The organism is Micromonospora matsumotoense (genome assembly GCF_050951065.1).
Taxonomy (GTDB): domain Bacteria; phylum Actinomycetota; class Actinomycetes; order Mycobacteriales; family Micromonosporaceae; genus Micromonospora; species Micromonospora matsumotoensis.
Window position 1 is genome coordinate 2017714 of record NZ_CP192025.1, and the last position, 20888, is coordinate 2038601.

Genomic DNA, 20888 nt, shown 5'->3' on the forward strand with positions numbered 1-20888 from the left:
CGTGGGTGGCATGGGAATCCACCGCCTCAACCATGCCGTGCTCTACGTCTCCGACCTGCGTCGCAGCATCGACTTCTATCGCGACGTGCTGGGCTTCCGCCCGGTGCCGATGACCCCGGACGGGTTCCGGGGCGCGGCCTTCCTCCAGGCCCCCGACTCGACGAACGACCACGACCTCGGGCTGTTCGAGATCGGTGCGAACGCCGGCCGCTCGCAGGCCGGCCGGGCCACCGTCGGCCTCTACCACCTGGCCTGGGAGCTGGACACCCTCGACGAACTGGCCGTCACCGCGCAGCGGCTGGCCGCCGCCGACGCCCTGGTCGGCACCTCCGACCACGGCACCACCAAGAGTCTCTACGGCCGCGACCCCGACGGGCTGGAGTTCGAGATCGTCTGGATCGTCCCGGCCGAACAGCTCGACGAGGACGCCCTCGCCGCCCGCAAGCGGATCGGCCGGCTCGACCTCGACCGCGAGCGGGCCCGCTACGGCGGCCAGACCCGGGGCGGGGTGGGGATCTCCGTCCCGGCCTGAACCGTCGTACGGTAGAACGACAGGATGTCGATCGACGCCGTCCTGCGGGAGCTGCTCGTCCGCCAGCTCGACCACTGGCTGCCGGGGGCGCTGCACCGCTCCCGCCGGGCCACCCTCGCGCTGTCGTACGCCGGTGACCCCGGCACCGCCGAGGCGGCCCTGCGGGTGGTGGCCGGCTTCGCCGACCGGCTCCGGGGCCGCCGGCTCACCGTGCTGGTGCTCGCCGGTGGCGGCCCCGAAGTGCCCGCCCGGCTCGGCGCCGTCGAGGCCACCCTCCCGGCCGACGTGGCGGTGCACGTGGTGCCCGGCGACCCGGCCCGGCTGCCGGTCGTGCTCAAGGCGGCCGGCGCGGCCGGCGCACCACTGCTCACCCTGGTCGACGGCGGGGCACCGGACCCGGCGCTGTTGGCCGCCACCACCACCGGTCGACCGGCCGAGGTGCTGCTCACCGCCGCCGCGACCGTCGCCCTGCGACCGGCGCTGACCGCCGCCGGGTTTCCCCTGGTCGCCGAGGTCGAGCTGGTGCCCGTCGACGGGTCGCCGGCCCGGCGGGTCGCCTTCGGCACCGGGCTGGACAAGAGCCTGGAGGCGTTCAAGGACGCGCTCTGGGCCGTCGCCGGGTCCGATGACGTGCCGGCCGACGGGTCCGGCGCGATCCGCTACCGTGACCCGGCCGGCGGGCTGCTCGACGTCGCCGGCCCACCGGCGGCCGGCCCACTGCGGGACGAACTGCTGGACGAGCTGACCCGCCACGGTCCGCGTACGGTGACCGAGCTGCGGCGGCACGCGCTGACCGCCACGGCGTACCGGGCCGGGGACGCCGGCCGCGCGCTCACCGAGCTGCTCGACACCGGCGCGGTCACCCGGGACCCGGAACACGGGCGGCTCGGCGGGGACGTGCTGATCAGCGTGGTCCCCGGCCCGGACGCCCGGTCAACTGCCTGACCACGATGGACGCCCCGGTGGCGATCACCCCGATGCTGAACACCATCTGCACGCAGACGATCGCCTTGGCGAGCTGCCCCTGGGGGTGCACGTCGCCGTAGCCGACCGTGGTCAGGGTGGTCAGGGCGAAGTAGAGCGCGTCCAACCGGGTGTGCAGCCCGGAGAACTGGTCCGGTCCGCTGCCGGCCACCACGTAGTCGGCCACCGCGAAGGCGAGCAGCCCGGCGACCAGCGCCACCACCAGCTTGCTCAACGACCGGACCTCGTCCTCGCCGACCGGGGCGCGGGCACCGAGTTGCCGGGTCACCTGGCGGGTGACCAGGAAGGTGACCACGCTGATCAGCAGCAGGGTGCCCACCGCGCGCAGGGTCAGCCGCAGGCCGTTCGGATCGGGCTCCAACGGAATCAGGAAGTAGCTGACCAGCAGCAGCACGCAGGCCGCCAGGGTGTGCCACCGTGCCCGCGCGTAGTTGCCGTCGTCGCCCGCCATGCGGCGATTCTGCGCCGTGGCGGCGGTGCCGATCCGGCGAATGCCGAACCCGCCCGGTGCCGGGCCGGGATGCGCAGACGTCGAGCGGGGCACCGGTGTTCACCGGTGCCCCGCTCGACGAAGGGCGTCACGCCCGGGACTTGTCCTGCTTCCAGGACAGCGGACCCGGCAGGTCGACGCGGTGCGCCTTGGCGCGGGAGTTCCAGGACCAGCGACCGATCTTGATGCTCCACGACGAGAAGCCGTTCTCGGTGAAGTTCAGGATGATCGGCCCGTACTTCTTGCGCTTACGGAACATCAGACCCATCGTGGCGCTCCCTTCGCGTTCCCTGTCGTCGCTGCCGTCTCGGCCTGATAGATGCCCGCATCCACGAAATCTGAAACCTGCTCCGGTCCGAGCTGGACGGTGTCGGCAATCTCTATTCAACCGGTAGGTGTTACGGAGCGGTAAACGCAGGTGGAGGCGGTATGAAACAACGTGGGCGATGGATGTCTCATGTTGTGGAAGATCGTTGACCTGGTCGGGCCGGGGCCGGCAGCATGAGCGCATGTCGCAGCGGGACGAGCTCCACCTCACCGCTCGCGTGCACGTCGACCTGGTCCGGCACGCGAGCGCGCTCTGTTGAGCTGACGCCCGTCCGCGTCCCGTCACCTCCTCCCTCGCACCGCCGTTCACCCGCACCGCCGTACCGACCGGCCCGGCCCACGACGGCCCGACGCCGGGTGCTGCGGCGCACCTCCGCGCGCCGCGCGGCCCCTTCCGTGCACCAGATCAGGAGACATCCATGTCCCCACTCCGTCGCACCCTGGCCGCCTCCGCGGCCCTGTTCGCCCTTACCGCCGCCACCGCCTGCGGCACCGACGCCGAGGCGGCCGGACAGACCAGGACCCTGCGCTACCAGGGCTCCGTCGGCCAGGTCACCCTCCCCGAACTCGCCGCCGACCTGGGCTACCTCGGCGACGTGAAGCTCGACTGGATCGGCAACGTCACCGGTGGTCCGGCCGACATCCAGGCCACCGCCACCGGGCAGAGCGACTTCGGCGGCGCGTTCAACGGCGCGATCGTCAAGCTCGCCACCGCCGGGGCCCCGATCACCGCCGTGGTCAGCTACTACGGCTCCGACGCGCAGACCTTCCAGGGCTACTACGTGCGCCAGGACAGCCCGATCAGGGGCCCGCGTGACCTGATCGGACGCAAGGTCGGCATGAACACCCTCGGCGCGCACGCCGAGGCGGTGCTCAAGACCTGGCTGGTCCAGGGGGGACTGACCCCGGCCGAGATCGGCAGGGTCGAGCTGGTCGCGCTGCCCCCGGTCAACACCGAACAGTCGCTGCGCGCCCGACAGATCGACGTCGCGGTGCTCGGTGGCGTCATCCGCGACAAGGCCGTCGCCAACGGCGGGGTCCGTACCGTCTTCACCGACCACGAACTGCTCGGCGCGTTCAGCGCCGGCGCATACGTGTTCCGCGACGACTTCGTCAGGCGTAACCCGGAGACCGTCCGGGCCTTCGTCGGCGGGGTCGGGCAGGCCATCGAGTGGGCCCGGGCCCAGCCCCGGGAGACCGTGGTGGCCCGGCTGGAGCAGATCATCGCCAAGCGGGGCCGCAACGAGGACCCGTCCCTGGTGCGCTACTGGAAGAGCAGCGGTGTCGCCGGCAAGGGCGGCCTGATCACCGACCGGGAGTTCACCACTTGGATCGACTGGCTCGCCGACGCCGGTGAACTCAAGGGCGAACGGCCGAAGCCCGGGGACATCTACACCAACGACTACAACCCGTTCGCCTCCGGTGGGGGTGCCGCGTGAGCACCGACAAGGTCCTCTTCGACCGGGTCACCAAGACCTTCGACGTCCGCGCCGGGCGGCGTGCGCCCACCGGCGCGGTCACCGCCCTGGACCAGCTCACCCTCGGGGTACGCCCCGGCGAGTTCCTGGTCGTCGTCGGCCCCAGCGGCTGCGGCAAGTCCACCCTGCTCGACCTGCTCGGCGGCCTGTCCCGACCCACCTCCGGTCAGGTGCTCGTCGACGGCCGCCCGGTCACCGGACCCGGCCTGGACCGGGGCATCGTCTTCCAGCAGTACGCCCTGCTGCCCTGGCGCACCGCCGCCGGCAACGTCGCCTTCGGACTGGAGGCCAAGGGGGTACCCCGCGCCGAACGCGACGACCTGGTCGCCCACCACCTGGAACTGGTCGGGCTGAGCGGGTTCGCCGCGCACTACCCGCACGAGCTGTCCGGGGGGATGAAGCAGCGGGTGGCGATCGCCCGCAGCCTGGCGTACGACCCGGACATCCTGCTGATGGACGAGCCGTTCGCCGCGCTGGACGCACAGACCCGCGACTCGCTCCAGGACGAGCTGGTGCGGATCTGGCAGGCCACCGGCAAGACCATCGTGTTCATCACCCACGGCATCGACGAGGCCGTCCACCTCGGCCGACGGGTCGCCGTGATGACCTCCCGCCCGGGGCGGATCAAGCAGGTCATCGAGATCGAGCTGGGTGACCGGGGCGCGGTCGACGACGTGCGCTCCTCCGACGCCTTCCGGCACCACCGGCACGAGATCTGGACGTTGCTGCGCGACGAGGTCCGCGCCGCCCAGTCCACCGAACGTCGGGCCGACCGCCCCGACCGCCCCGACCGCCGCCGGTGGCTCGGTCGATCCGCCGCCCCGACCGGGGCGCGCACCGCCGGCACCGGAGCTGACGGTGGTCGTACCCCCGAGGTGGCCGGGGGCGTGGACCGGGCCGCGCCGGCGGCCGTGCACACCGAGGAGGCCCGCGTTGGTTGACATCGCCGAACGTCCCGCCCGGCTGGCCGCGCCGCCCGCCGTGCCCTCGCGGCGGCTGCCGCGCCGGGGCTGCCCGCCCGGCTCGCCGGTCTCGGCGGGCGGGTGCTGCACCGCAGCGCCGCGCTGCTGGCGCTGGCCGCGATCTGGGAGACCGCGCCGCGCGCCGGGCTGGTCGACCGGGTCTTCCTGCCGCCCCTGTCGGAGGTGCTCGTCGCCTGGTGGGCGCTGCTGACCAGTGGGCAACTCGCCGACCACGTCGGTGCCAGCCTGACCCGTTCGCTGACCGGGCTCGGCCTGGCGGTGCTCGCCGCCATCCCGCTCGGGCTGCTGATCGGCTGGTACCGGCCCCTCGCGGAGTTGCTCAGCCCGCTGCTGGAGGTGTTCCGCAACACCGCCGCGCTGGCCCTGCTGCCGGTCTTCGTGCTGATCCTCGGGTTGGGGGAGACCTCCAAGATCGCCCTGGTGGTCTATGCCTGCTCCTGGCCGATCCTGCTGAACACCATCGCCGGGGTGAAGGGCGTCGACCCGCTGCTGGTGCGCTCGGCCCGGTCGATGGGCCTGAACCACCTGCGGCTGTTCCAGAAGGTGATCCTGCCGGCAGCGGTGCCGACCGTCTTCACCGGCATCCGGCTCGCCGGGGCCTACTCGATCCTGGTGCTCGTCGCCGCCGAGATGGTCGGCGCCAAGGCCGGGTTGGGCTACCTCATCAACTACGCCCAGTACAACTTCGCCATCCCCGACATGTACGCCGGAATCATCACCATCTCCGCCATCGGGCTGGTCGTCAACCAGCTCCTCGTCGTCGTCGAACGCCGCTTCTCCACCTGGCGCGTCGACGTCACCGCCGGATAGGACAGCTCCCCATGACTCGTACCCTGCACCTCAACGCCTTCCTGATGGGCGTCGGCCACCACGAGGCGGCCTGGCGGCACCCGCGTACCGACCCGCGTCGGGTCACCGGCCTGCGGCACTTCCAGGAGTTGGCCCGTACCGCCGAGCGGGGCACCCTCGACTCGGTCTTCCTCGCCGACTCGCTGGCCGTCGGCCCGGCCGTCCGGCACAACATCCAGGCCGTCTTCGAGCCCCTGACCCTGCTCGCCGCGCTGGCCACCGTCACCGACCACGTCGGTCTGATCGCCACCGTGTCCACCAGCTACCACGAGCCGTTCCACACCGCCCGCGCGTTCGCCTCGCTGGACCACCTCAGCGGCGGTCGGGCCGGTTGGAACATCGTCACCTCCGCCCAGGCACGGGAGGCCTGGAACTTCCACCTGGACGACCACCCGGCGCACGCCGACCGCTACCGGCGGGCCGCCGAGTTCGTCGACGTGACGCTGAAGCTCTGGGACAGCTGGGAGGACGACGCGCTGGTCGTCGACCCGGCCGCCGGGATCTTCGCCGACACCGACCGGGTGCACGAGATCGGCCACACCGGTGAACGGTTCCGGGTGCGCGGCCCGCTGAACACCCCGCGCCCGCCCCAGGGCCGGCCCCTGCTGGTGCAGGCCGGCTCCTCCCCGGACGGCGTCGACTTCGCCGGCCGGTACGCCGAGGCGGTCTTCACCGCCCAGCAGACCCTCGCCGACGGACAGCGTTTCTATGCCACCCTGAAGCAGGCTGCGGCGGCCGCCGGCCGTGACCCGGAGCTGGTGAAGGTGCTGCCGGGGATCGCCCCGGTGCTCGGCGGCACCGAGGCCGAGGCGCGGGCGCTCGCCGCCGAGTTGGAGGCGCTGATCGTCCCCGAGCACGCCCTCGCCCAGTTGTCCGGCATGACCGGCGTCGACCTCACCGGCCTGCCGTTGGACGGCCCGCTGCCGGAGCTGCCCGACGCGACCACCGTGCAGTCGCACCAGAGCCGCTACCAGCTCGTCGTCGACCTGGCCCGGCGGGAGCGGCTGACCATCCGGCAGTTGATCGGCCGGCTCGGCGGCGGACGCGGCCACCGGGTGGTGGCCGGCACCCCCGAACAGGTCGCCGACCAGATCGCACTGTGGTTCACCGAGGGGGCCGCCGACGGCTTCAACGTGATGCCGCCGCTGCTGCCCAGCGGTCTGGACGACTTCGTCGACCACGTGGTGCCGTTGCTGCGCGCCCGGGGCCTGTTCCGCCACGAGTACACCGGCCGGACGCTGCGCGAGCACTACGGGCTGCCCCGGCCGGTCTCCCGCTATGCCGCCGACCGGGAGCTGGTGACCGCATGACCACCGTGGACCGCCCGGTCGACCCGCTCCGGTACGACTCCGACCTGCGGGAACACCCCGGCGACCGGTCGCCCGGCGACCCCGACCTGTTCGGTTCCGAGCTGACGGAACACTCCGGCGATCTGCTGCCCGTCGACGCCGACCTGTTCCGTGGCCTGCTGCGTCGGCAGGCCAGCACGGTCACCGTGGTCACCGCCGTCGCCCGCCGTCCCCACCCGGCCCGACCCGGCCGGGACGTCGCGCCGATCCGGGCCGGCTTCACCGCCACCTCGTTCACGTCGGTGTCGCTGGACCCGCCGCTGGTGTCGTTCTGCCTCGGCGTCGCCTCGTCGAGCTGGCCGGTGCTGGCCCGCGCCCGGCACGTCGCGGTGCACCTGCTCGCCGCCGACCAGACCGAGGTGGCCCGGATCTTCGCCAGCAGCGGCATCGACCGGTTCGCCGCGCACGGGGCCTGGACGACCGGGCCGTTCGGGGTGCCGCTGCTCGACGGGGTGCTGGCCCGGCTGCTGTGCCGGGTGGTGCAGCGGGTCCCGGCCGGCGACCACACCCTGGTCATCGCCGCACCGGTGGCGCTCGGTCCGGGCGTCGACGGCGATCCGCTGGTCCACCACCGGGGCGGCTACACCACCCCCGGGCCGCAGGTGCCGGCGTGACCGGCGGTCCCGCCGGCCGGGCGACGCGTGCCGCTGGCGTGACCGGCGGTCCCGCTCGCCGGGAGGTTCGTGCCGCTGGCGTGCAGGGCGGTCCCGCTGGTGGGGAGGCTCGTGCTGGTGGTGGGGAGGGCGGTGCCACGGCGGGCTCGGACGCCGTCGGGTCCCCGCTCGTCCTCGACCCGGCGGCCCAGGACCTGCTGTTCCGGGCGGCCCGCACGGCCAACACGTTCACCGCCGAACCGGTCGACGACGCGCAGGTCACCGCCATCCACGACCTGATCCGGTACGGCCCGACCGCGTTCAACGGTCAGCCGCTGCGGGTGTTGCTGCTGCGCTCGGCGGCGGCCCGGAACCGGCTGCTGCCGTACGTGTCGGGCGGCAACCGGGCCAAGACGGCCGACGCGCCCCTGGTGGCGGTGCTCACCGCCGACGTCGACTTCCACGAGCGGTTGCCGGAGTTGTTCCCGCACCGGCCGCAGGCGCGGGAGTGGCTGGCCGACCGGGCGGACCGGGTCGCGCAGGCCCGGTTCAACGCCACCCTCCAGATCGGCTACTTCCTGATCGGGGTACGCGCCGCCGGGCTGGCCGTCGGGCCGATGGCCGGCTTCGACGCGGCCGGGGTGCAGCGGGAGTTCTTCCCCGAGGGTCGAGACGAGGTGCTGCTGCTGGTGAACATCGGCCGTCCCGGGCCGGACGCCTGGCAGGACCGGCTGCCCCGGCTCACCGCCGAGGAGGTGATCCGGACGGTGTGACTCAGCGCGGCTCCCACGCGTCGGGCAGGGTGGTCAGCCGCCGCACGTGCATCGGGAGCCGGCCGCTGACCACCTCGGCGAGGCTCACCTCGTCCAGCACCTGCCGGACGGCGGCGCGGACGGCCACCCAGAGCCGGGGAAGGTTCTCCGCCGAGCCCTCGTAGCGGGTCTCCTCGGGGCGCAGCCCGCGTACCCCGGCCAACGGACCCTCGACGGCGCGCAGGATCGCCCCGACGGTCACCTCGCGCGGTGACCGGGCCAGGGTGTAACCACCCTCCGCGCCGCGCTGCGCCCGGACCACGCCGGCCCGACGCAGGTCGGCCAGGACAGCTTCGAGGAACTTGCGCGGCATGTCCTGCTCGCTGGCGATCGCCTGGGTGGAGAGCAGGGAGGGGTAGGCGGTGGCCAGGCTCAGGGCCGCTCGGACCGCATAGTCGCCGCGCGCGGAGATCTGCACACTGCCATCATGCCTGCCCGGCGGGGATCGAGGGGTCGCCGGGTCGACCTGGCCGGACAATCCGTTGCACTGACCGGCCCCGGGCGGCCCGGAACGCACCCGGGCTCACCCCCACCTCCCGGGTGAAGAACCGGCCGAAGTTGGTCGGCTCGGGGAAGCCGAGCTGACGACCGATCCGGGCCACCGGCTCGTCGGTGGCGGCGAGCAGCCGGCGGGCCTGGAGCGCGACCCGCTCGTCGACCACCTGCTTGGCGCTGCGCCCGGTCACCGCCAGACAGGCCCTGGTCAGGGTACGCACCGAGCAGCCCAACCGGGCCGCATAGTCCTCCACCCGGCGGGTGTCCGGGTAACCCGCCTCCACCTCCCGGCAGAATCGATGGAACGTGACCACCTCGGTCCGCTGCGGATCGGTGTCGTCGGGTGCCCGACCGGCGTCGCGGGCGCCGGGCAGCAGGGCCAGCCGGATGAGCAGCACGGCGAGCTGGTGCCGGAGCAGGGCGCGGGCGGCCGGGTCGTCCCGGTGCCGGCGGTGGTCCACCACGAGCTGGGATACCTCGTTGATGACGGCGTCCTCGTCCTCGCCGGTCAGCTGGTGGTGCTGCGGCACCGCGTCGGGGTCGACGTCCAGACCGTGCAGCGCGTCGGCGTGCCAGCGGAGCACGCTCGCGTCGAGCCGCGCGGGGCAGCGCAGCACCTGGCCGGGCTCGGCCCGCAGCAGGGTGCCGGGTCGGCAGGGCAGCGCACGGAAATCCAGCTCGACGGTGCCGTGCCCGCCGCTGACCAGGACGAGCAGATCGCTGTCGAGCAGGACCGGCCGGGGTGGGCCGGTGCCCGGGGTGAGGTCGCCCAGCTCCAGGATGTCGATCTCGGGGCGGGGCAGGTCGGGACGGGTTGCCGGGGGGAGCTGACCGGAAGGGACCATCGTCTTCGACCGTAACCGGGGACGGCTCCGGTCGCATCCCGGCGACGGGACGCTGTCGCGCTCCCGGCTCGCGGCGCGTCCCCGGCGCACCCGTTGGTGAATGGGCCCGGGTGGTGCGGGCAGTGTCCCGGGGCGTGGCAGCGGCGGTCGCGGGCCTGGGTGGTGCGGGCAGTGTCCCGGGGCGTGGCAGCGGCGGCGGTGGTCGCGCGGGCCGGGGTGGCGCGGGCCGGCGGGTCGAATGTCGTGGGGTTGTCCGGTCGGCGGGGCCGGGCTACGTTACCGATCGGTAAGGACCGCGACGCGCGATGGGGTGCTCATGACGGATCTGTTCTCGGTCGACGGCAAGACGGTCCTGGTCACCGGGGGCTCCCGGGGGATCGGGTTGATGATCGCCCGGGGCTTCGTCCGGGCCGGGGCCACCGTGATCATCTCGTCCCGCAAGGCCGACGTGTGCGCGGCGGTGGCCAAGGAGCTGTCCGCCGAGGGGCGCTGCGAGGCGATTCCCGCCGACCTGAGTGACGACGCGGGTGCCGAGGCCCTCGCCGCCGCCGTCCGTGAGCGGTACGACCGGCTCGACGTGCTGGTCAACAACGCGGGCGCGACCTGGGGTGCGCCGCTGGAGTCGTACCCGGGTGCGGCGTTCGACAAGCTGTGGGCGGTCAACGTGAAGGCGGTGTTCCGGCTCACCACCGCACTGCTGCCGGTGCTACGCGCCGCGGCCAGCGACGACGAACCGGCCCGCGTGATCAACATCGGCTCGATCGACGGCCTCCGGGTGCCGACGATGGAGGTGTACGCGTACTCCGCGACGAAGGCGGCGGTGCACATGCTGACCCGCAGCCTCGCCCACCAACTCGCCGCCGAGCGGATCACCGTCAACGCGATCGCCCCCGGCCCGTTCGAGAGCAAGATGATGGCCTTCGCCCTGGACGACCCGACGTCCCGGGCGGCGATCGCCCAGCAGGTGCCGCTCGGCCGGATCGGCCGGCCGGAGGACATGGCCGGCGCGGCGATCTACCTGTCGTCGCGGGCCGGGGCCTACCTGACCGGCGCGGTGATCCCGGTCGACGGCGGCATCACCACACACGGCTGACCGGCGTGCCCGACTGCCGTTCTGCATACCGGCGGGTGGGGTGGCCGGGTCCCGCGTGGCCGGCGGGGACGGGCGGGTCCCGCGTGCCCGGCGGTGGGGTGGCCGGTCCCGCGTGGCCGGCGGGGGGACGGCCGGGCGGCGTACCGGCGGGTGGGCGGTCGGCATGGGTCGGACCCGGTGGTGACGGCCGGAACCGCGCGGACTCGGCAGATCCGCGCGGCTCCGGTGCAGGCTGGTCAGCGGCCGGCGAGCAGCCGGGTCACCGCCGTGTCGACGTCCAGGTGCTCGGCCTCCCGGCCGCGCGGGACGACGACGTAGGTCCGGCGCAGGAAGCGCACCAGCACGCTGCGCGGGACCTCGAACAGGGCGTTGCCGTCGGGCGACGACAGGGCCAGTGCGACGAAGTCGCCGCGCGGGGTGGCCCAGGGCCAGACCCGCACGTCGCCGATGCCGGCCGGTTCGTCGAGGCCGGTGACCAGCAGTTCGCGGGCGAAGGACCAGCTCACCGCCTCGCCACCGGCCGATTCGGCGTGGAACAGGACATGGACCGCGTACGGGTCAGCAGGGTCGTAACGCAGGCTGGCACGCACCGGCAAGGCGGTGGCGTCAGGCGCGACGAGCCTTAGCGACGTCTCGACCTCTACGGTCGTCGGTCGGATGACACTCATGGACGTTCTCCCCCCGGCACCGCTGCGGAACGCGCGTGTCCCGCTTTTCCCATACTCAGGTGCTACTGCTGGCTACGCTCCGCCATACGCTGACTTCACCCAGTGGTGGGAAGGGGGTCCGAATCGCCGCGAGAATGTGAGAATTCTTGTAGGATTTCCGGTTCTGCCCAGTCGGGAGCCCGTCCGAAGACGGGTGGTTCAGTCGTCGACTTACTCCGGTAACGTCCAGTGGTCTGCGCAAGTGACGGGCCAGGACGACACTGGGGGGTGAAATGGCCACGAAGCGTTCCTCAATGGATGCGGTGAGTGCGGCCGAGTCACCGAAAGTAGGGGCCCGAGCAGCCAAAAGGCGGGGTGACAGGGTGCCGATCAAGCCATCGGACCGAGACGGTCGGACGACCTCCGACGCCGGCCGCGCCGCAGGCGCCGCCCGGGGTCGGCCCCGGCCGGCCACCAACGGGCGCGCCCGAGGTGGTGCGGGCCGGTCGGGCCGTGCCGTCCTGGCCGCCCGGCCCACCGGTTGGCGGGGGCGGCTGCGCACCACCCTCGACCTGATCCGGGCCAACCCCACCGGCCGGGTCGCCCTCAAGATCTTCATCGCCGTCGCCGGGGCGCTCGTGGTGACCGTCGGCATCGCCCTCATCCCGCTGCCCGGCCCCGGCTGGCTGATCGTCATCGCCGGGCTCGCCATCTGGGCCGTCGAGTTCCACTGGGCCCGCCGGCTGCTCGGCTTCACCCGCCGACACGTCCACGCCTGGACCCGGTGGGCCACCACCCGGTCCCTCGCGGTGCGGTTCCTGCTCGGCTCCGTCGGCCTGGTCTTCGTCGCCGTGGTGCTCTGGCTCTCGCTCAAGTACAGCCTCGGCATCGACCTGGTCGCCCAACTGCTGCGCTACCTCGCCACGAACTGACCGGCCCCCCGGGTTTTTGGCTCCGCCACACGATCGGGTAGAGTCAACAGCGCTGAGGGCGATTAGCTCAGTGGGAGAGCGCTTCGTTCACACCGAAGAGGTCGCTGGTTCGATACCAGCATCGCCCACTCTCAGTTCCGCAGGTCAGAGGCCGCTTCCCGGGTTCGGGAGGTGGCCTTTCTGCTGTCGTACCGCAGCGAAGTACGGCAGCCCGGCGATGGGTGAGCGATTCGCCGAGGCGCTCGAGGGCGTCCCGGATCGCGGTGGACGAGACCTGGGTGTAGGTCTCCATCGTCACCGGAAAGCGGCCGTGCCGGAGGAACCGCATGGCGACCCGTCGATGCGGGTCGAGGTCGGCCACGAGGGTGGCGCAGGTCCGCCTGCTCAGGATGCTGATCGACCAGATCGCCCGCGGCGGATGAGGCCCGGGGTACGCGGGACCGCGCCGCTGCCCGGGTGTGCTTACGATCAGTGCTGTGAGCGCCGCCCTCGACACCCTGCCGAAGATCGGTGCGCCCGCCTCTCGGGCCCTGCGTGACGCCGGCTATCCGACGCTGCGTGACCTCGTGGGAGTGCCGCGCGCCGAGCTGGCCAAGCTGCACGGCCTGGGACCGAAGGCGCTCGGGATCATCCAGAACGCACTGGAACGGCACGACCTGAGTCTCGGGTAGGGAGTCGTGGCCTGCGGCCGACGCCGCCGGGTGAAACTGCCGACCGTGTTCCCGCTGTTCCCGGTCAATGCGCTGTTCACCGGATCGTTCACTGGGCCACGAACGGAATGAGCCGCCCGGCCACCGGTTCCACCTACTGCACCGCATCCACCCACCCCGAGATCATTGGGGCGAGCGGCCCATGGTGAGGACGGCGACGTCGCCGGTAGCGTGAGGCGAATTCGTGCCAGAGCCGCGAGGAGCAGACGTTGGAAAACGAGATCCAGCTGATCAGTGACGGCGATGGCCTGGCGGTCATCGGGCATCCGGCGGCTGTCGATCGTTTCCTCACGACAGAGCGGCTGCCGTCGAAAGACCTCGGGCTCAAACGGCTCAGCTCCACCCTGCGTGCCGGAGCGGCGATCGCCAAGGGCGGCTCCGAGATCGTGGAACACTCCGGTCGCTGGGTCCAGTTGACTGCGGAATCGGCGCAGGCGATGAAGAAATACAACCTGATGAAGGGTTCGGGGGACGGCGTGAGCCGCGCCGTGCTGACCGACCATGGCAAGATCACCGGCCTGTTGGAGATAGTGCACAAGAACCCGGGCACACTGCTGACCAATCCGGCGATCCTGACCGGTGCCGCCGGACTGATGACGCAACTCGCGATGCAACAGGCCATGGACGAGATCACCGAATATCTCGCCGTGATCGACGCCAAGGTCGACGCGGTGCTCCGCGCCCAGACCGATGCGGTGGTGGCGGACATGGTCGGCGTGGAACTCGTCATCGACGAGGCGCTGACGATCCGCGAGCAGGTGGGCAGGGTTTCCGAGGTCACCTGGTCGAAGGTGCAGGCCACGCCGGTGCCGTTGGCCCGGACCCAGGCGTACGCGCTGCGGCAGCTCGATGCCATCGCCGAGAAGTTGGAGACCCAGACCAAGGTTGGTGACCTGGCCAGGACGTCCAGGGAAGCCGAGATCAAGGTTCAGGAGTGGCTCGCTGTGCTGGCCCGCTGCTTCCAACTCCAGGACGCGGTCGCCGTGCTCGAACTCGACCGGGTGCTGGATGCGTCTCCGCAGGATCTGGAGGAACACCGGGTCGCCATCAGGATCGCCCGACGCAATCGCCTCGATCTCATTTCCCGCAGCACCGAGCGCCTACTGGCCCGGATGGACGCGGCTGCCGGTACGGCTAACGCGAAGGTGTTGCTCAACCCGACCACCTCTCGCTCCGTCGTGCATTCGACCAACCACGTCGGGACCGCCGTCGTCGAATTCCACGGACGGCTCGGCATCGACCGTGATCATCGGTCATGGAGTCCGAGACGATGGCGGGACGCGGCTGTGGAGGTGCGTGACAAGGTCCTCGAATCGGGGACCGGAGTGCGTGACAAGGTCCTCGACACCGGCGCGGAGGTCAAGGACAAGGTGTTGGAGACCGGGGCGGGGGGTATCGGTGCTGCCAGCCGCTTCGGTGCCGGCGCTCTCGGCCGGGCCAGATCGATGATGGGCAAGGTCGCGGATGAAGCCGGCGGACGGGCGCAGCGACAGGTCGGTGGCGGAGAGGAATCCTGACGGGACCGCCCCACTCGTGGAGATCAGGTGGTGGGGGACGCGGTCGCCGGCCGGTGGTACGAACAACCGATGTCCGAGGATGTGCAGGATTCTCGACACCGCACATCGGCGGCGCGTCCGCCCGTGACACCTCGAGCGGTCATCGTCGGGGTGGTCGTTGCCGTCGGTGGTGAGGGAGTGCCACTTGCGGGTCGGCAGCACTTCGGATAAACAATGGGCGGTGCACCGAGCGCGCCCGCGAGCCCACCGAAGGTGACCCGCCGACATCGATGGAGGCGCAGCCATGGCGTTGACCCCGGCGGCTGGTGGTGGCGAGTCGTCGACGTCGCCCATGCCATTTCAGACACCGGGTCCGGTCAATGCCGAGGTCCAGTGGGACGGGTTCGACCCGCAGACATATGTCCGACACAACTATGCGGACCTGCGGGCCGATGATCGGGAGTTTCTCCGCCGGACCAGGGACTTCTTCGCCGGGGCGAAACTCTCCGAGGCGCGCTGCGTCGACGTGGGGTCGGGAGCGAATCTCTATCCGACGCTGTCGCTCCTGCCGTTCGCCCACACCGTCGATCTGTGTGAATGGTCGGCAGCGAATGTGTGTTGGCTGCGCCAGCAGGTCGACTCCTACGATCCGATGTGGGATCCGTACTGGCAGGTGTGTGCTGAGCATCCGGCGTACGCTGCCCTGACCGATCCACGGCGGCGTCTGGCGCGGGTGGCCCGAGTGTCGCAGACCAGCGTCTTCGACCTGCCGAGGCACGCCTGGGACGCCGGCACGATGTTCTTCGTGGCGTGCTCCATATCGGCCGACCGGGCGGAGTCCGCGCATGCCATCGCCCGGTTCCTCCGGGCGCTGCGGCCCGGCTCGCCCTTTGCCGTGGCAGTCATGCTCGGCTCCGCCGGGTACCGTGTCGGCGAACATTCGTTCCCGGCCGTGGCTCTCGCGCGCGCCGAGGTGGTCGCCGGTATCGCCGCCGGTGCCTACGACGTGGAGGTCTACGAAGAACGGCCCCGACCGCCGTTGCGCGACGGGTACGCGAGTATGTTGCTGACCACGGGCCGTACCCGCGGATAGCGGAAACGCCCGAGCCTGGACGGCGCCGTCGGCGGCCCGTTGTGCAAGCCGGCCCGAGCCTGATGGTCGGCTTGCCGACACCTCGCAGACAAAGCGCTTCGGACGATGCTCGGCCGGCCCGCTACCATGACGGTGCACCTCATTGTCGGTCATCGTGGATCTTTGCGCGCACGGCAACAACAGCGGTTCTGAGTCGGCGACTACAACAGACGGCGGTGGATCATGCGGATACAGCCGCGCCAGGAGATCCTCGACATCTGGCGGGCCACGGTGCGCAGTTGTTGGGACAATGGTGAATGGCGCTGGGGCGGCCGGAGCGGCAGCAACTCGATCAGTGACGCGGAGCAGTTGCTGACCCTGTTGCTCCCCGCGGCCAAGGTCGCCGAGCTGTCGCTCGACGATCCGAACCGGGTCGACAGCGAGGTGATCGAGGCGCTCGGTGCGCTCGGCGACGCGGTCAAGATTCCCCGTCAGCTGGTCGGCGTGATGGTCGACTATTTCCGCCGCTACACCGACGAGGCCGGCACGCCGATCTTCGCCGGTGGCAGCTACCTCACCCCGACGGAGGGCGGCCCACCGCTCACCGAGGAGGAGCGCTCGCTGGACATCGTCGACTCGTTCGCGGTGTCCGTCACGCTCACGTTGGCGACGATCGGCTTCGTCAAGGTCTACCGGAAGGCCACCCAGCGGCGTGATCTGCTCGTCCAGTTGGACGAGTTGGAGGCGATGGCCAACGTACGGCTGACCGCGGCCATGGTCGGTCTGCTCCGCAGCTTCAGCACCTTCGTCTTCACCTCCACCGACCAGTACGGCCGCCGGCTGTGCGACATGGTCAACCAGGACGAGTTACCGCGCCGGGAAGTCGTTGACGCGCTACGCGATCAGTTGCGGGACACGATGGCCAGCCTGCGCAGCGTGCTCCTCGGGTCGGGTCGGGTGACCGAAGACCTCGACAACGGCGAGATGCTCTTCGAATGCGGCTGGTCCTGGGGAACCATCGCCGGGACCGAGGAGGTCTCGACCACCGAACCGATCGGCCCGCAGCGCCCCGGGTCCGCGGAGAACGCCCCCTACCTCTACTTCACGGTCATCGCGATGGACGCCATCGAGGACCTGAACTCCGAACGCACCCGCCTGCTCGGCCTGCTCAACGAGGAACAGCAGCGACTGTCTCGGGCGCTGCAACTGCGCTGGGAGCTGACCCGGACCTACTGGGCGACGGTGGCGACCTTCGGCAACCGGCGACGCTGGCCCATCGAGGACATCCCGTGGCGGACGACCGACGGTGACCGGACCGACTACTACACCCTGCAGACGACGTCGCTGGCGGTCAAGGGCCTGCTCGCCGTGGGGCGCGGCGGCGACGAGGAACTCGGCCGCATCGCCTCGGTGCTGGTGGAGCTGGCGCAGCGGGCGCGCATCACCCGGCGTGCGTCACCCGGCGAGCCGGCTCTGCTCGTGCACGCGCCCGGCAAACAGGTGATCCTCAACGACGAGACGTCGAAGCCGATCATGACGTGGAACGTGAACGAGTTCTCCACGGTGCTGCTCCAGCGGGCGGTAACCGTCGCCGGCCTGCTGAACAACGCCCGCCGGCGCAGCGAACTGCTCGAGTTGGCGGACGAGGTGTGGGACCACCTGCTGCTGCGGCGCATCCCGGACGGTAGGCACCGGGGGTTGTGGGACCATGCCGGCGGTGCGTTCCCGGGGCTGGCACCGATGCCCGAGGCACCCTCCTGGTACCTGACCGAGCGGGCGGTGCACGCGATGGTCAACGCCAGTCAGCTGCTCTCGGAACGGCCCTTCCCCCGGGCCGGCGGGCTCGCGGCGTACGCCCAGGATCTCGTCGACGAGGCCGAATACCTGTTCGACCGGGAGCTGATGCGCGGCACGTTCTCCGGTGTGGCGATGCAACGCAGCATGCGCAGCATCCGGGCCAGCCTGCGCCGCGCCCAACTGCTGGTGGACGAGCGTCCGGGCACGGCGGCCGCCCTGGCGAACACGGTGTTGCTGAAGCTCAACGACGTCACCACCGGTCAGCAGAAGGCCAGCGAGGGGATCTGATGCTGGTCTTCGTCACGTCACACAAGGGTGGCACCGGTCGTTCGGTGACTGCGGCGAACATCGCCTACCGCAGCGCCCTGTCCGGCAAGTCGACCTGCTATCTGGACTACGACTTCGGCTCGCCGACGGCGGGGATCACGTTCCAGATCCCGCAGGCCGTCAACGGGGTGGAGGGCGCAGGGCCCAGCCGCGGCGGCCTGCACCGGTACCTGCGTGGGGAGATTCCCTCGCCTGAGCGGTTGGACGTCTGGGGCAGTTCCGAGCGGGCCAGCCTGCGCCAGCGGCCCGTCGGCTCGGGGTCCCTGGTGCTCCTGCCCGGTCAGCGCAACGGCAGCGAGTTCGGCTTCACCAGCGACATCGCCAGGCGCTGCACCGAGCTCTTCCTCCGCCTGGAGGAGGAGTTCGACCTGACCCTGGTGGACCTCAGCGCCGGCCGGTCGTACGCCAGTCACATCGCCCTGGCCGCGACCGCCACCCCGTCCCTGGGCAAGGTCACCGCCCGCTGGTTGGTCTTCCACCGGTGGACCCCGCAACACGTCACGGCGGCGGCTGACCTGGCCTTCGAGGCGGGCGGGATTCTGGCCATCGGCGAGGAGTACGGCCATGAGCCGGAACGGCTGCGGGAGTCGCTGCGGTTCGTCCGCACCGCGCTGATCGACGCCCGCGGCCCCGAGGTCGGCCATCTCGACCTCGCCCAACAGGCATTCCTGCTCAAGTGCGACGACGAGCTGTTGGAGCTGGCTCGGCGTAAGGGTGTCGGCCGTACCACCCAGCTCGGCTCGGTGCCGCTGGATCCGCTGTTGCAGTGGCGGGAACAGCTCATCTCGGATCACGACGTGCAGACCAAGATCGCGAATGTGAGGACGGTGGACGCCTTCGTGGATCTGACCGCGAAGCTCTTCGACGAGATCGCATGGGAAACCGCGTGATCGACGTGGACGTCAGGTTCCAGGAGGCAGCTGCGGTGGGTCGTACGGAGAGCGTGGCGTACGCGCACCTGTCGGTGGAGTTGGGGCACTTCTACGCCGAGGACTTCGGCGCGGGATGTCAGGAGCTGCGGGACAGGTTCGCACGGATCGCCGAGTGGTCGGCGATGATCCCGGTGCTGGCGAACCGGGGGCTGACGGCGGGCCGCCAGCCCCGGATCAGCACCTGCTTCATGGTGGACGACTACTTCCACCGGTTCGGCAGCCCTCGCGAGGTGATCGAGCAGGTGCAGAGCGCGGCGGCGGCGCAGGGGCTGGTGCTCGACTACGTCGCCCGGGAGTCCAGCTTCGCCCGCCACGACGGCGTCGAGGTGGCCCAGATGGTCGTCGACGCCCTGGTGGTGGAGCCGCCCCGGAACACCACCGGTAGCCGCCCCCCGTTGAGCGAGTCGGGTTGGCTGTCGAACGGCATGCGCTCACCCGGTCATGTCGACGCGCCGGCGATGACGCTGCCCCGGCCGTGGTCCCCACCGGTGCAGTCCGGTGATCCCCGGCACTCCATCTTCGTCGACGTCGAGCTGTGGTCCGGCGAGCCGGGCAGCCGGGTGTGGGCGTGCGCTCTGCTCGCCTCGGTATGGCAGATGGCCCGGCTGGGTGTGTTGCGTCATCGCGGCGAGACGCTGATGCAGCCGCACCGGCTCACCGGCGAGCTGCCCGACTCGTGGGATGCGCTACCGGCGGTCGTCCAGCTGAATCCGGCTGCCGCGCCGTTCTGCGCGTACCGCACGCTGACGCTGATGGACACCCAGTACCTGCCGGTGGAGATGGCGGTGCGGACGATTCTCGGTCAGGTGGCGGTGCCCCCGGCGATCGCGCAGCAGATCACCAGCAGGGCGGGCGGCGAGGGCCTGCGGTTGCCCGGCGAACTGGTCGACCGGTTGAGTTACGTGTTCATCGGCGGGTGAGCGGTCATGGCGCTGCTGCACGGCTGGCCGGCCAGGTCACGCAGCAGGGTCAGGTTGGCCACGGCGATCTGGTCCCGGATCCAGGTGACCGATGAGTTCCATTGCCGGCTGAACCCCGGCGCCTGTTCGAGCCGGTCCCAGATCGGCCGCAGCCGGGGGCTGACCCGGGCGCCGGGCAGCCACAGGTGCAGCAGGTGCTCCAGCACCGGCCGCAGCCGCTCGATGTGTTCCTGACCGGAGGCCGAGCGGGCGACGGCGGCCTCCACGAGGGACGACAGCGTGGTCAACAGCCAGTCGTGCAGGGCGAGGTCCTCGCAGAGGCCGGCCACGGCGTCCGGCATGTCCTGGGGATCCAGCACCAGCTCGACCGTACGCAGCGTGGGGGAGTCCACGGTGACCACCGCCGAGACCGCCCTTTCCGGCCGCGGCGAGACCTGCGCGGCCCAGCGCAGCCGGGTACGCGCCGCGCGCAGCGGCGGACGCCGGTCCAACAGGTCGGATGTCTGCACACCGTCGAGGACCCGGCCGGTGATCGCCTCCAGGTTCAGCACGTCCGCATCGTCGCCGCGCAGGAATCCCGCGGTCAGATCTACGGCGTCCAGTTTGCCGACCGTCTCCAGGACGCCCGGGGTGGCCAGGTAGTGCGACCACGGCCGGCGTCGTTGGCCGCCCGTCACCCGGATGACCGAGGACGCCTGCACGATCCGACCGCCGGTGACGATCGCCCTAGTGACCACCGCACCGACCCCGCGTAGCTGACGGCGTCGGGCGCTGGGCAGCCAACAGTCCACCCCGGTGCGGACGTCGGGGGAGACCGCGTAGAGCGACGGGCGGCGGGAGGTCAGCACCGCCTCGCCCTCGACCAGGTGCAGCACCTCGGAACTCTGCTCCTGGGCCAGCGCGGTGCTGTGCTGCAGCAGGTTGGTGTGCACCTCACCGAGTGCGAGCATGACTTCCTCCGCATCACCGCATCCGTCCGCGCCGGCTCGCGGAATGCGTCCCTGGTGATTGACGTGCGCCGCCGTGATCCGTGCCGACCCAGATGCGGGCCGGACGAAAGGAGATCTCGGGAAAACGAGATTCGGCCCGCTCGGACCTGAATCCGTGCTGTCGACATCATAGGCCCCCTCCGCGGGAATCCCACGCGCAGTAACACGCGTCGAGTGTCCGTCGAACATGAGCAGGTGACGACGGCTGGTACGTTCAAAGCAACGGTCACCAGTCT

23 protein-coding genes, 1 tRNA gene and 1 pseudogene are annotated in these 20888 nt (G+C 71.3%); 18 read left to right on the forward strand and 7 right to left on the reverse strand.

Features of this window, described 5'->3' with window-relative positions; genetic code table 11:
• Positions 1–10 precede the first annotated feature (10 nt).
• Both ACQP1S_RS09185 and ACQP1S_RS09190 read left to right on the forward strand, forming a co-directional pair.
• Positions 11–532, forward strand: a complete 522-nt coding sequence (locus ACQP1S_RS09185) for a VOC family protein (protein ID WP_432905194.1) — start codon at positions 11–13, stop codon at positions 530–532.
• 30 nt (positions 533–562) lie between these two features.
• Positions 563–1477: a hypothetical protein gene (locus ACQP1S_RS09190; RefSeq protein ID WP_432907919.1), complete on the forward strand. Its 915-nt coding sequence runs from the start codon at positions 563–565 to the stop codon at positions 1475–1477.
• Here ACQP1S_RS09190 and ACQP1S_RS09195 read toward each other — a convergent pair.
• Positions 1437–1967 carry a potassium channel family protein gene (locus ACQP1S_RS09195; protein ID WP_432905196.1) on the reverse strand — a complete coding sequence of 177 codons (531 nt, stop codon included), beginning with the start codon at positions 1965–1967 and terminating at the stop codon, positions 1437–1439. The genes ACQP1S_RS09190 and ACQP1S_RS09195 overlap by 41 nt on opposite strands.
• 127 nt (positions 1968–2094) lie before the next feature.
• The gene (locus tag ACQP1S_RS09200; RefSeq protein ID WP_007075522.1) at positions 2095–2274 is read right to left on the reverse strand and encodes a DUF4236 domain-containing protein; all 180 of its coding nucleotides are present in this window, start codon (positions 2272–2274) and stop codon (positions 2095–2097) included.
• A 241-nt stretch (positions 2275–2515) separates the two neighbouring features.
• On the opposite strand from ACQP1S_RS09200, the gene ACQP1S_RS09205 reads away from it, so the two are divergent.
• From ACQP1S_RS09205 to ACQP1S_RS09235, 7 genes are all read left to right on the forward strand, one after another.
• On the forward strand, positions 2516–2593 hold the full coding sequence (locus tag ACQP1S_RS09205) for a putative leader peptide (protein ID WP_350938629.1): 78 nt from the start codon (positions 2516–2518) through the stop codon (positions 2591–2593).
• A gap of 159 nt (positions 2594–2752) precedes the next feature.
• On the forward strand, positions 2753–3772 hold the full coding sequence (locus tag ACQP1S_RS09210) for an ABC transporter substrate-binding protein (protein ID WP_432905201.1): 1020 nt from the start codon (positions 2753–2755) through the stop codon (positions 3770–3772).
• On the forward strand, positions 3769–4752 hold the full coding sequence (locus ACQP1S_RS09215) for an ABC transporter ATP-binding protein (protein ID WP_432905204.1): 984 nt from the start codon (positions 3769–3771) through the stop codon (positions 4750–4752). The genes ACQP1S_RS09210 and ACQP1S_RS09215 overlap by 4 nt, the downstream gene beginning before the upstream one ends.
• A gap of 102 nt (positions 4753–4854) precedes the next feature.
• A complete protein-coding gene (locus ACQP1S_RS09220) occupies positions 4855–5604 on the forward strand; it encodes an ABC transporter permease (protein WP_432905207.1) in 750 nt (249 codons plus the stop codon).
• A gap of 11 nt (positions 5605–5615) precedes the next feature.
• A complete protein-coding gene (locus ACQP1S_RS09225; protein WP_432905210.1) occupies positions 5616–6953 on the forward strand; it encodes an LLM class flavin-dependent oxidoreductase in 1338 nt (445 codons plus the stop codon).
• A 101-nt stretch (positions 6954–7054) separates the two neighbouring features.
• Positions 7055–7606 carry a flavin reductase family protein gene (locus ACQP1S_RS09230; RefSeq protein WP_425413199.1) on the forward strand — a complete coding sequence of 184 codons (552 nt, stop codon included), beginning with the start codon at positions 7055–7057 and terminating at the stop codon, positions 7604–7606.
• Between the two features lie 80 nt (positions 7607–7686).
• Positions 7687–8358 (forward strand): malonic semialdehyde reductase, encoded by a 672-nt coding sequence (locus ACQP1S_RS09235; RefSeq protein ID WP_432905213.1) that lies wholly within the window; start codon positions 7687–7689, stop codon positions 8356–8358.
• Between the two features lies 1 nt (position 8359).
• Here the strand turns inward: ACQP1S_RS09235 and ACQP1S_RS09240 are convergent, their stop codons facing one another.
• Complete coding sequence (locus ACQP1S_RS09240) at positions 8360–8815, reverse strand: RrF2 family transcriptional regulator (RefSeq protein WP_091251854.1); 456 nt, start codon at positions 8813–8815, stop codon at positions 8360–8362.
• Between the two features lie 7 nt (positions 8816–8822).
• The gene (locus ACQP1S_RS09245) at positions 8823–9737 is read right to left on the reverse strand and encodes a helix-turn-helix transcriptional regulator (RefSeq protein WP_432905217.1); all 915 of its coding nucleotides are present in this window, start codon (positions 9735–9737) and stop codon (positions 8823–8825) included.
• 316 nt (positions 9738–10053) lie between these two features.
• On the opposite strand from ACQP1S_RS09245, the gene ACQP1S_RS09250 reads away from it, so the two are divergent.
• Positions 10054–10830 (forward strand): glucose 1-dehydrogenase, encoded by a 777-nt coding sequence (locus ACQP1S_RS09250; RefSeq protein ID WP_432905220.1) that lies wholly within the window; start codon positions 10054–10056, stop codon positions 10828–10830.
• 236 nt (positions 10831–11066) lie between these two features.
• On the opposite strand, the gene ACQP1S_RS09255 is transcribed toward ACQP1S_RS09250, so the two are convergent.
• Positions 11067–11498, reverse strand: coding sequence for an SsgA family sporulation/cell division regulator (locus ACQP1S_RS09255; protein ID WP_053653619.1), 432 nt, complete (start codon positions 11496–11498; stop codon positions 11067–11069).
• Positions 11499–11791: 293 nt separating this feature from the next.
• On the opposite strand from ACQP1S_RS09255, the gene ACQP1S_RS09260 reads away from it, so the two are divergent.
• Together ACQP1S_RS09260 and ACQP1S_RS09265 are read left to right on the forward strand one after the other, a co-directional pair.
• Positions 11792–12409 carry a TIGR02611 family protein gene (locus ACQP1S_RS09260; protein ID WP_432905225.1) on the forward strand — a complete coding sequence of 206 codons (618 nt, stop codon included), beginning with the start codon at positions 11792–11794 and terminating at the stop codon, positions 12407–12409.
• Between the two features lie 56 nt (positions 12410–12465).
• A tRNA-Val gene (locus ACQP1S_RS09265) sits at positions 12466–12537 on the forward strand.
• A gap of 95 nt (positions 12538–12632) precedes the next feature.
• Here ACQP1S_RS09265 and ACQP1S_RS09270 read toward each other — a convergent pair.
• Positions 12633–12794, reverse strand: a pseudogene (locus tag ACQP1S_RS09270) (site-specific integrase); the annotation flags it as partial.
• 91 nt (positions 12795–12885) lie between these two features.
• Here ACQP1S_RS09270 and ACQP1S_RS09275 point away from each other — a divergent pair.
• The 6 genes from ACQP1S_RS09275 (at position 12886) to ACQP1S_RS09300 (ending at position 19663) form a co-directional block, all read left to right on the forward strand.
• Positions 12886–13080 (forward strand): helix-hairpin-helix domain-containing protein, encoded by a 195-nt coding sequence (locus tag ACQP1S_RS09275; RefSeq protein WP_091251845.1) that lies wholly within the window; start codon positions 12886–12888, stop codon positions 13078–13080.
• 248 nt (positions 13081–13328) lie between these two features.
• On the forward strand, positions 13329–14636 hold the full coding sequence (locus ACQP1S_RS09280; RefSeq protein WP_432905228.1) for a hypothetical protein: 1308 nt from the start codon (positions 13329–13331) through the stop codon (positions 14634–14636).
• A gap of 283 nt (positions 14637–14919) precedes the next feature.
• Positions 14920–15708 carry an SCO2525 family SAM-dependent methyltransferase gene (locus ACQP1S_RS09285; RefSeq protein WP_432905231.1) on the forward strand — a complete coding sequence of 263 codons (789 nt, stop codon included), beginning with the start codon at positions 14920–14922 and terminating at the stop codon, positions 15706–15708.
• A 222-nt stretch (positions 15709–15930) separates the two neighbouring features.
• Positions 15931–17772, forward strand: a complete 1842-nt coding sequence (locus ACQP1S_RS09290) for an SCO2524 family protein (RefSeq protein WP_432905234.1) — start codon at positions 15931–15933, stop codon at positions 17770–17772.
• A complete protein-coding gene (locus ACQP1S_RS09295; RefSeq protein ID WP_432905237.1) occupies positions 17772–18701 on the forward strand; it encodes an SCO2523 family variant P-loop protein in 930 nt (309 codons plus the stop codon). Before ACQP1S_RS09290 ends, ACQP1S_RS09295 begins: the two co-directional genes overlap by 1 nt.
• Positions 18686–19663 (forward strand): SCO2522 family protein, encoded by a 978-nt coding sequence (locus ACQP1S_RS09300; RefSeq protein WP_432905240.1) that lies wholly within the window; start codon positions 18686–18688, stop codon positions 19661–19663. Before ACQP1S_RS09295 ends, ACQP1S_RS09300 begins: the two co-directional genes overlap by 16 nt.
• On the opposite strand, the gene ACQP1S_RS09305 is transcribed toward ACQP1S_RS09300, so the two are convergent.
• On the reverse strand, positions 19642–20613 hold the full coding sequence (locus ACQP1S_RS09305) for an SCO2521 family protein (RefSeq protein ID WP_432905243.1): 972 nt from the start codon (positions 20611–20613) through the stop codon (positions 19642–19644). The two genes, ACQP1S_RS09300 and ACQP1S_RS09305, sit on opposite strands and share 22 nt — an antisense overlap.
• Between the last annotated feature and the right edge of the window lie 275 nt (positions 20614–20888).

Bases quoted from the DNA above. Each gene is read 5' to 3' on its own strand.
- ACQP1S_RS09185 (WP_432905194.1), top strand. From the start codon at position 11: ATGGGAATCCACCGCCTCAACCATGCCGTGCTCTACGTCTCCGACCTG.
- ACQP1S_RS09195 (WP_432905196.1), bottom strand. From the start codon at position 1,967: ATGGCGGGCGACGACGGCAACTACGCGCGGGCACGGTGGCACACCCTG.
- ACQP1S_RS09200 (WP_007075522.1), bottom strand. From the start codon at position 2,274: ATGGGTCTGATGTTCCGTAAGCGCAAGAAGTACGGGCCGATCATCCTG.
- ACQP1S_RS09205 (WP_350938629.1), top strand. From the start codon at position 2,516: ATGTCGCAGCGGGACGAGCTCCACCTCACCGCTCGCGTGCACGTCGAC.
- ACQP1S_RS09210 (WP_432905201.1), top strand. From the start codon at position 2,753: ATGTCCCCACTCCGTCGCACCCTGGCCGCCTCCGCGGCCCTGTTCGCC.
- ACQP1S_RS09225 (WP_432905210.1), top strand. From the start codon at position 5,616: ATGACTCGTACCCTGCACCTCAACGCCTTCCTGATGGGCGTCGGCCAC.
- ACQP1S_RS09245 (WP_432905217.1), bottom strand. From the start codon at position 9,737: ATGGTCCCTTCCGGTCAGCTCCCCCCGGCAACCCGTCCCGACCTGCCC.
- ACQP1S_RS09250 (WP_432905220.1), top strand. From the start codon at position 10,054: ATGACGGATCTGTTCTCGGTCGACGGCAAGACGGTCCTGGTCACCGGG.
- ACQP1S_RS09255 (WP_053653619.1), bottom strand. From the start codon at position 11,498: ATGAGTGTCATCCGACCGACGACCGTAGAGGTCGAGACGTCGCTAAGG.
- ACQP1S_RS09260 (WP_432905225.1), top strand. From the start codon at position 11,792: ATGGATGCGGTGAGTGCGGCCGAGTCACCGAAAGTAGGGGCCCGAGCA.
- ACQP1S_RS09285 (WP_432905231.1), top strand. From the start codon at position 14,920: ATGGCGTTGACCCCGGCGGCTGGTGGTGGCGAGTCGTCGACGTCGCCC.
- ACQP1S_RS09290 (WP_432905234.1), top strand. From the start codon at position 15,931: ATGCGGATACAGCCGCGCCAGGAGATCCTCGACATCTGGCGGGCCACG.
- ACQP1S_RS09295 (WP_432905237.1), top strand. From the start codon at position 17,772: ATGCTGGTCTTCGTCACGTCACACAAGGGTGGCACCGGTCGTTCGGTG.
- ACQP1S_RS09300 (WP_432905240.1), top strand. From the start codon at position 18,686: ATGGGAAACCGCGTGATCGACGTGGACGTCAGGTTCCAGGAGGCAGCT.
- ACQP1S_RS09305 (WP_432905243.1), bottom strand. From the start codon at position 20,613: ATGCTCGCACTCGGTGAGGTGCACACCAACCTGCTGCAGCACAGCACC.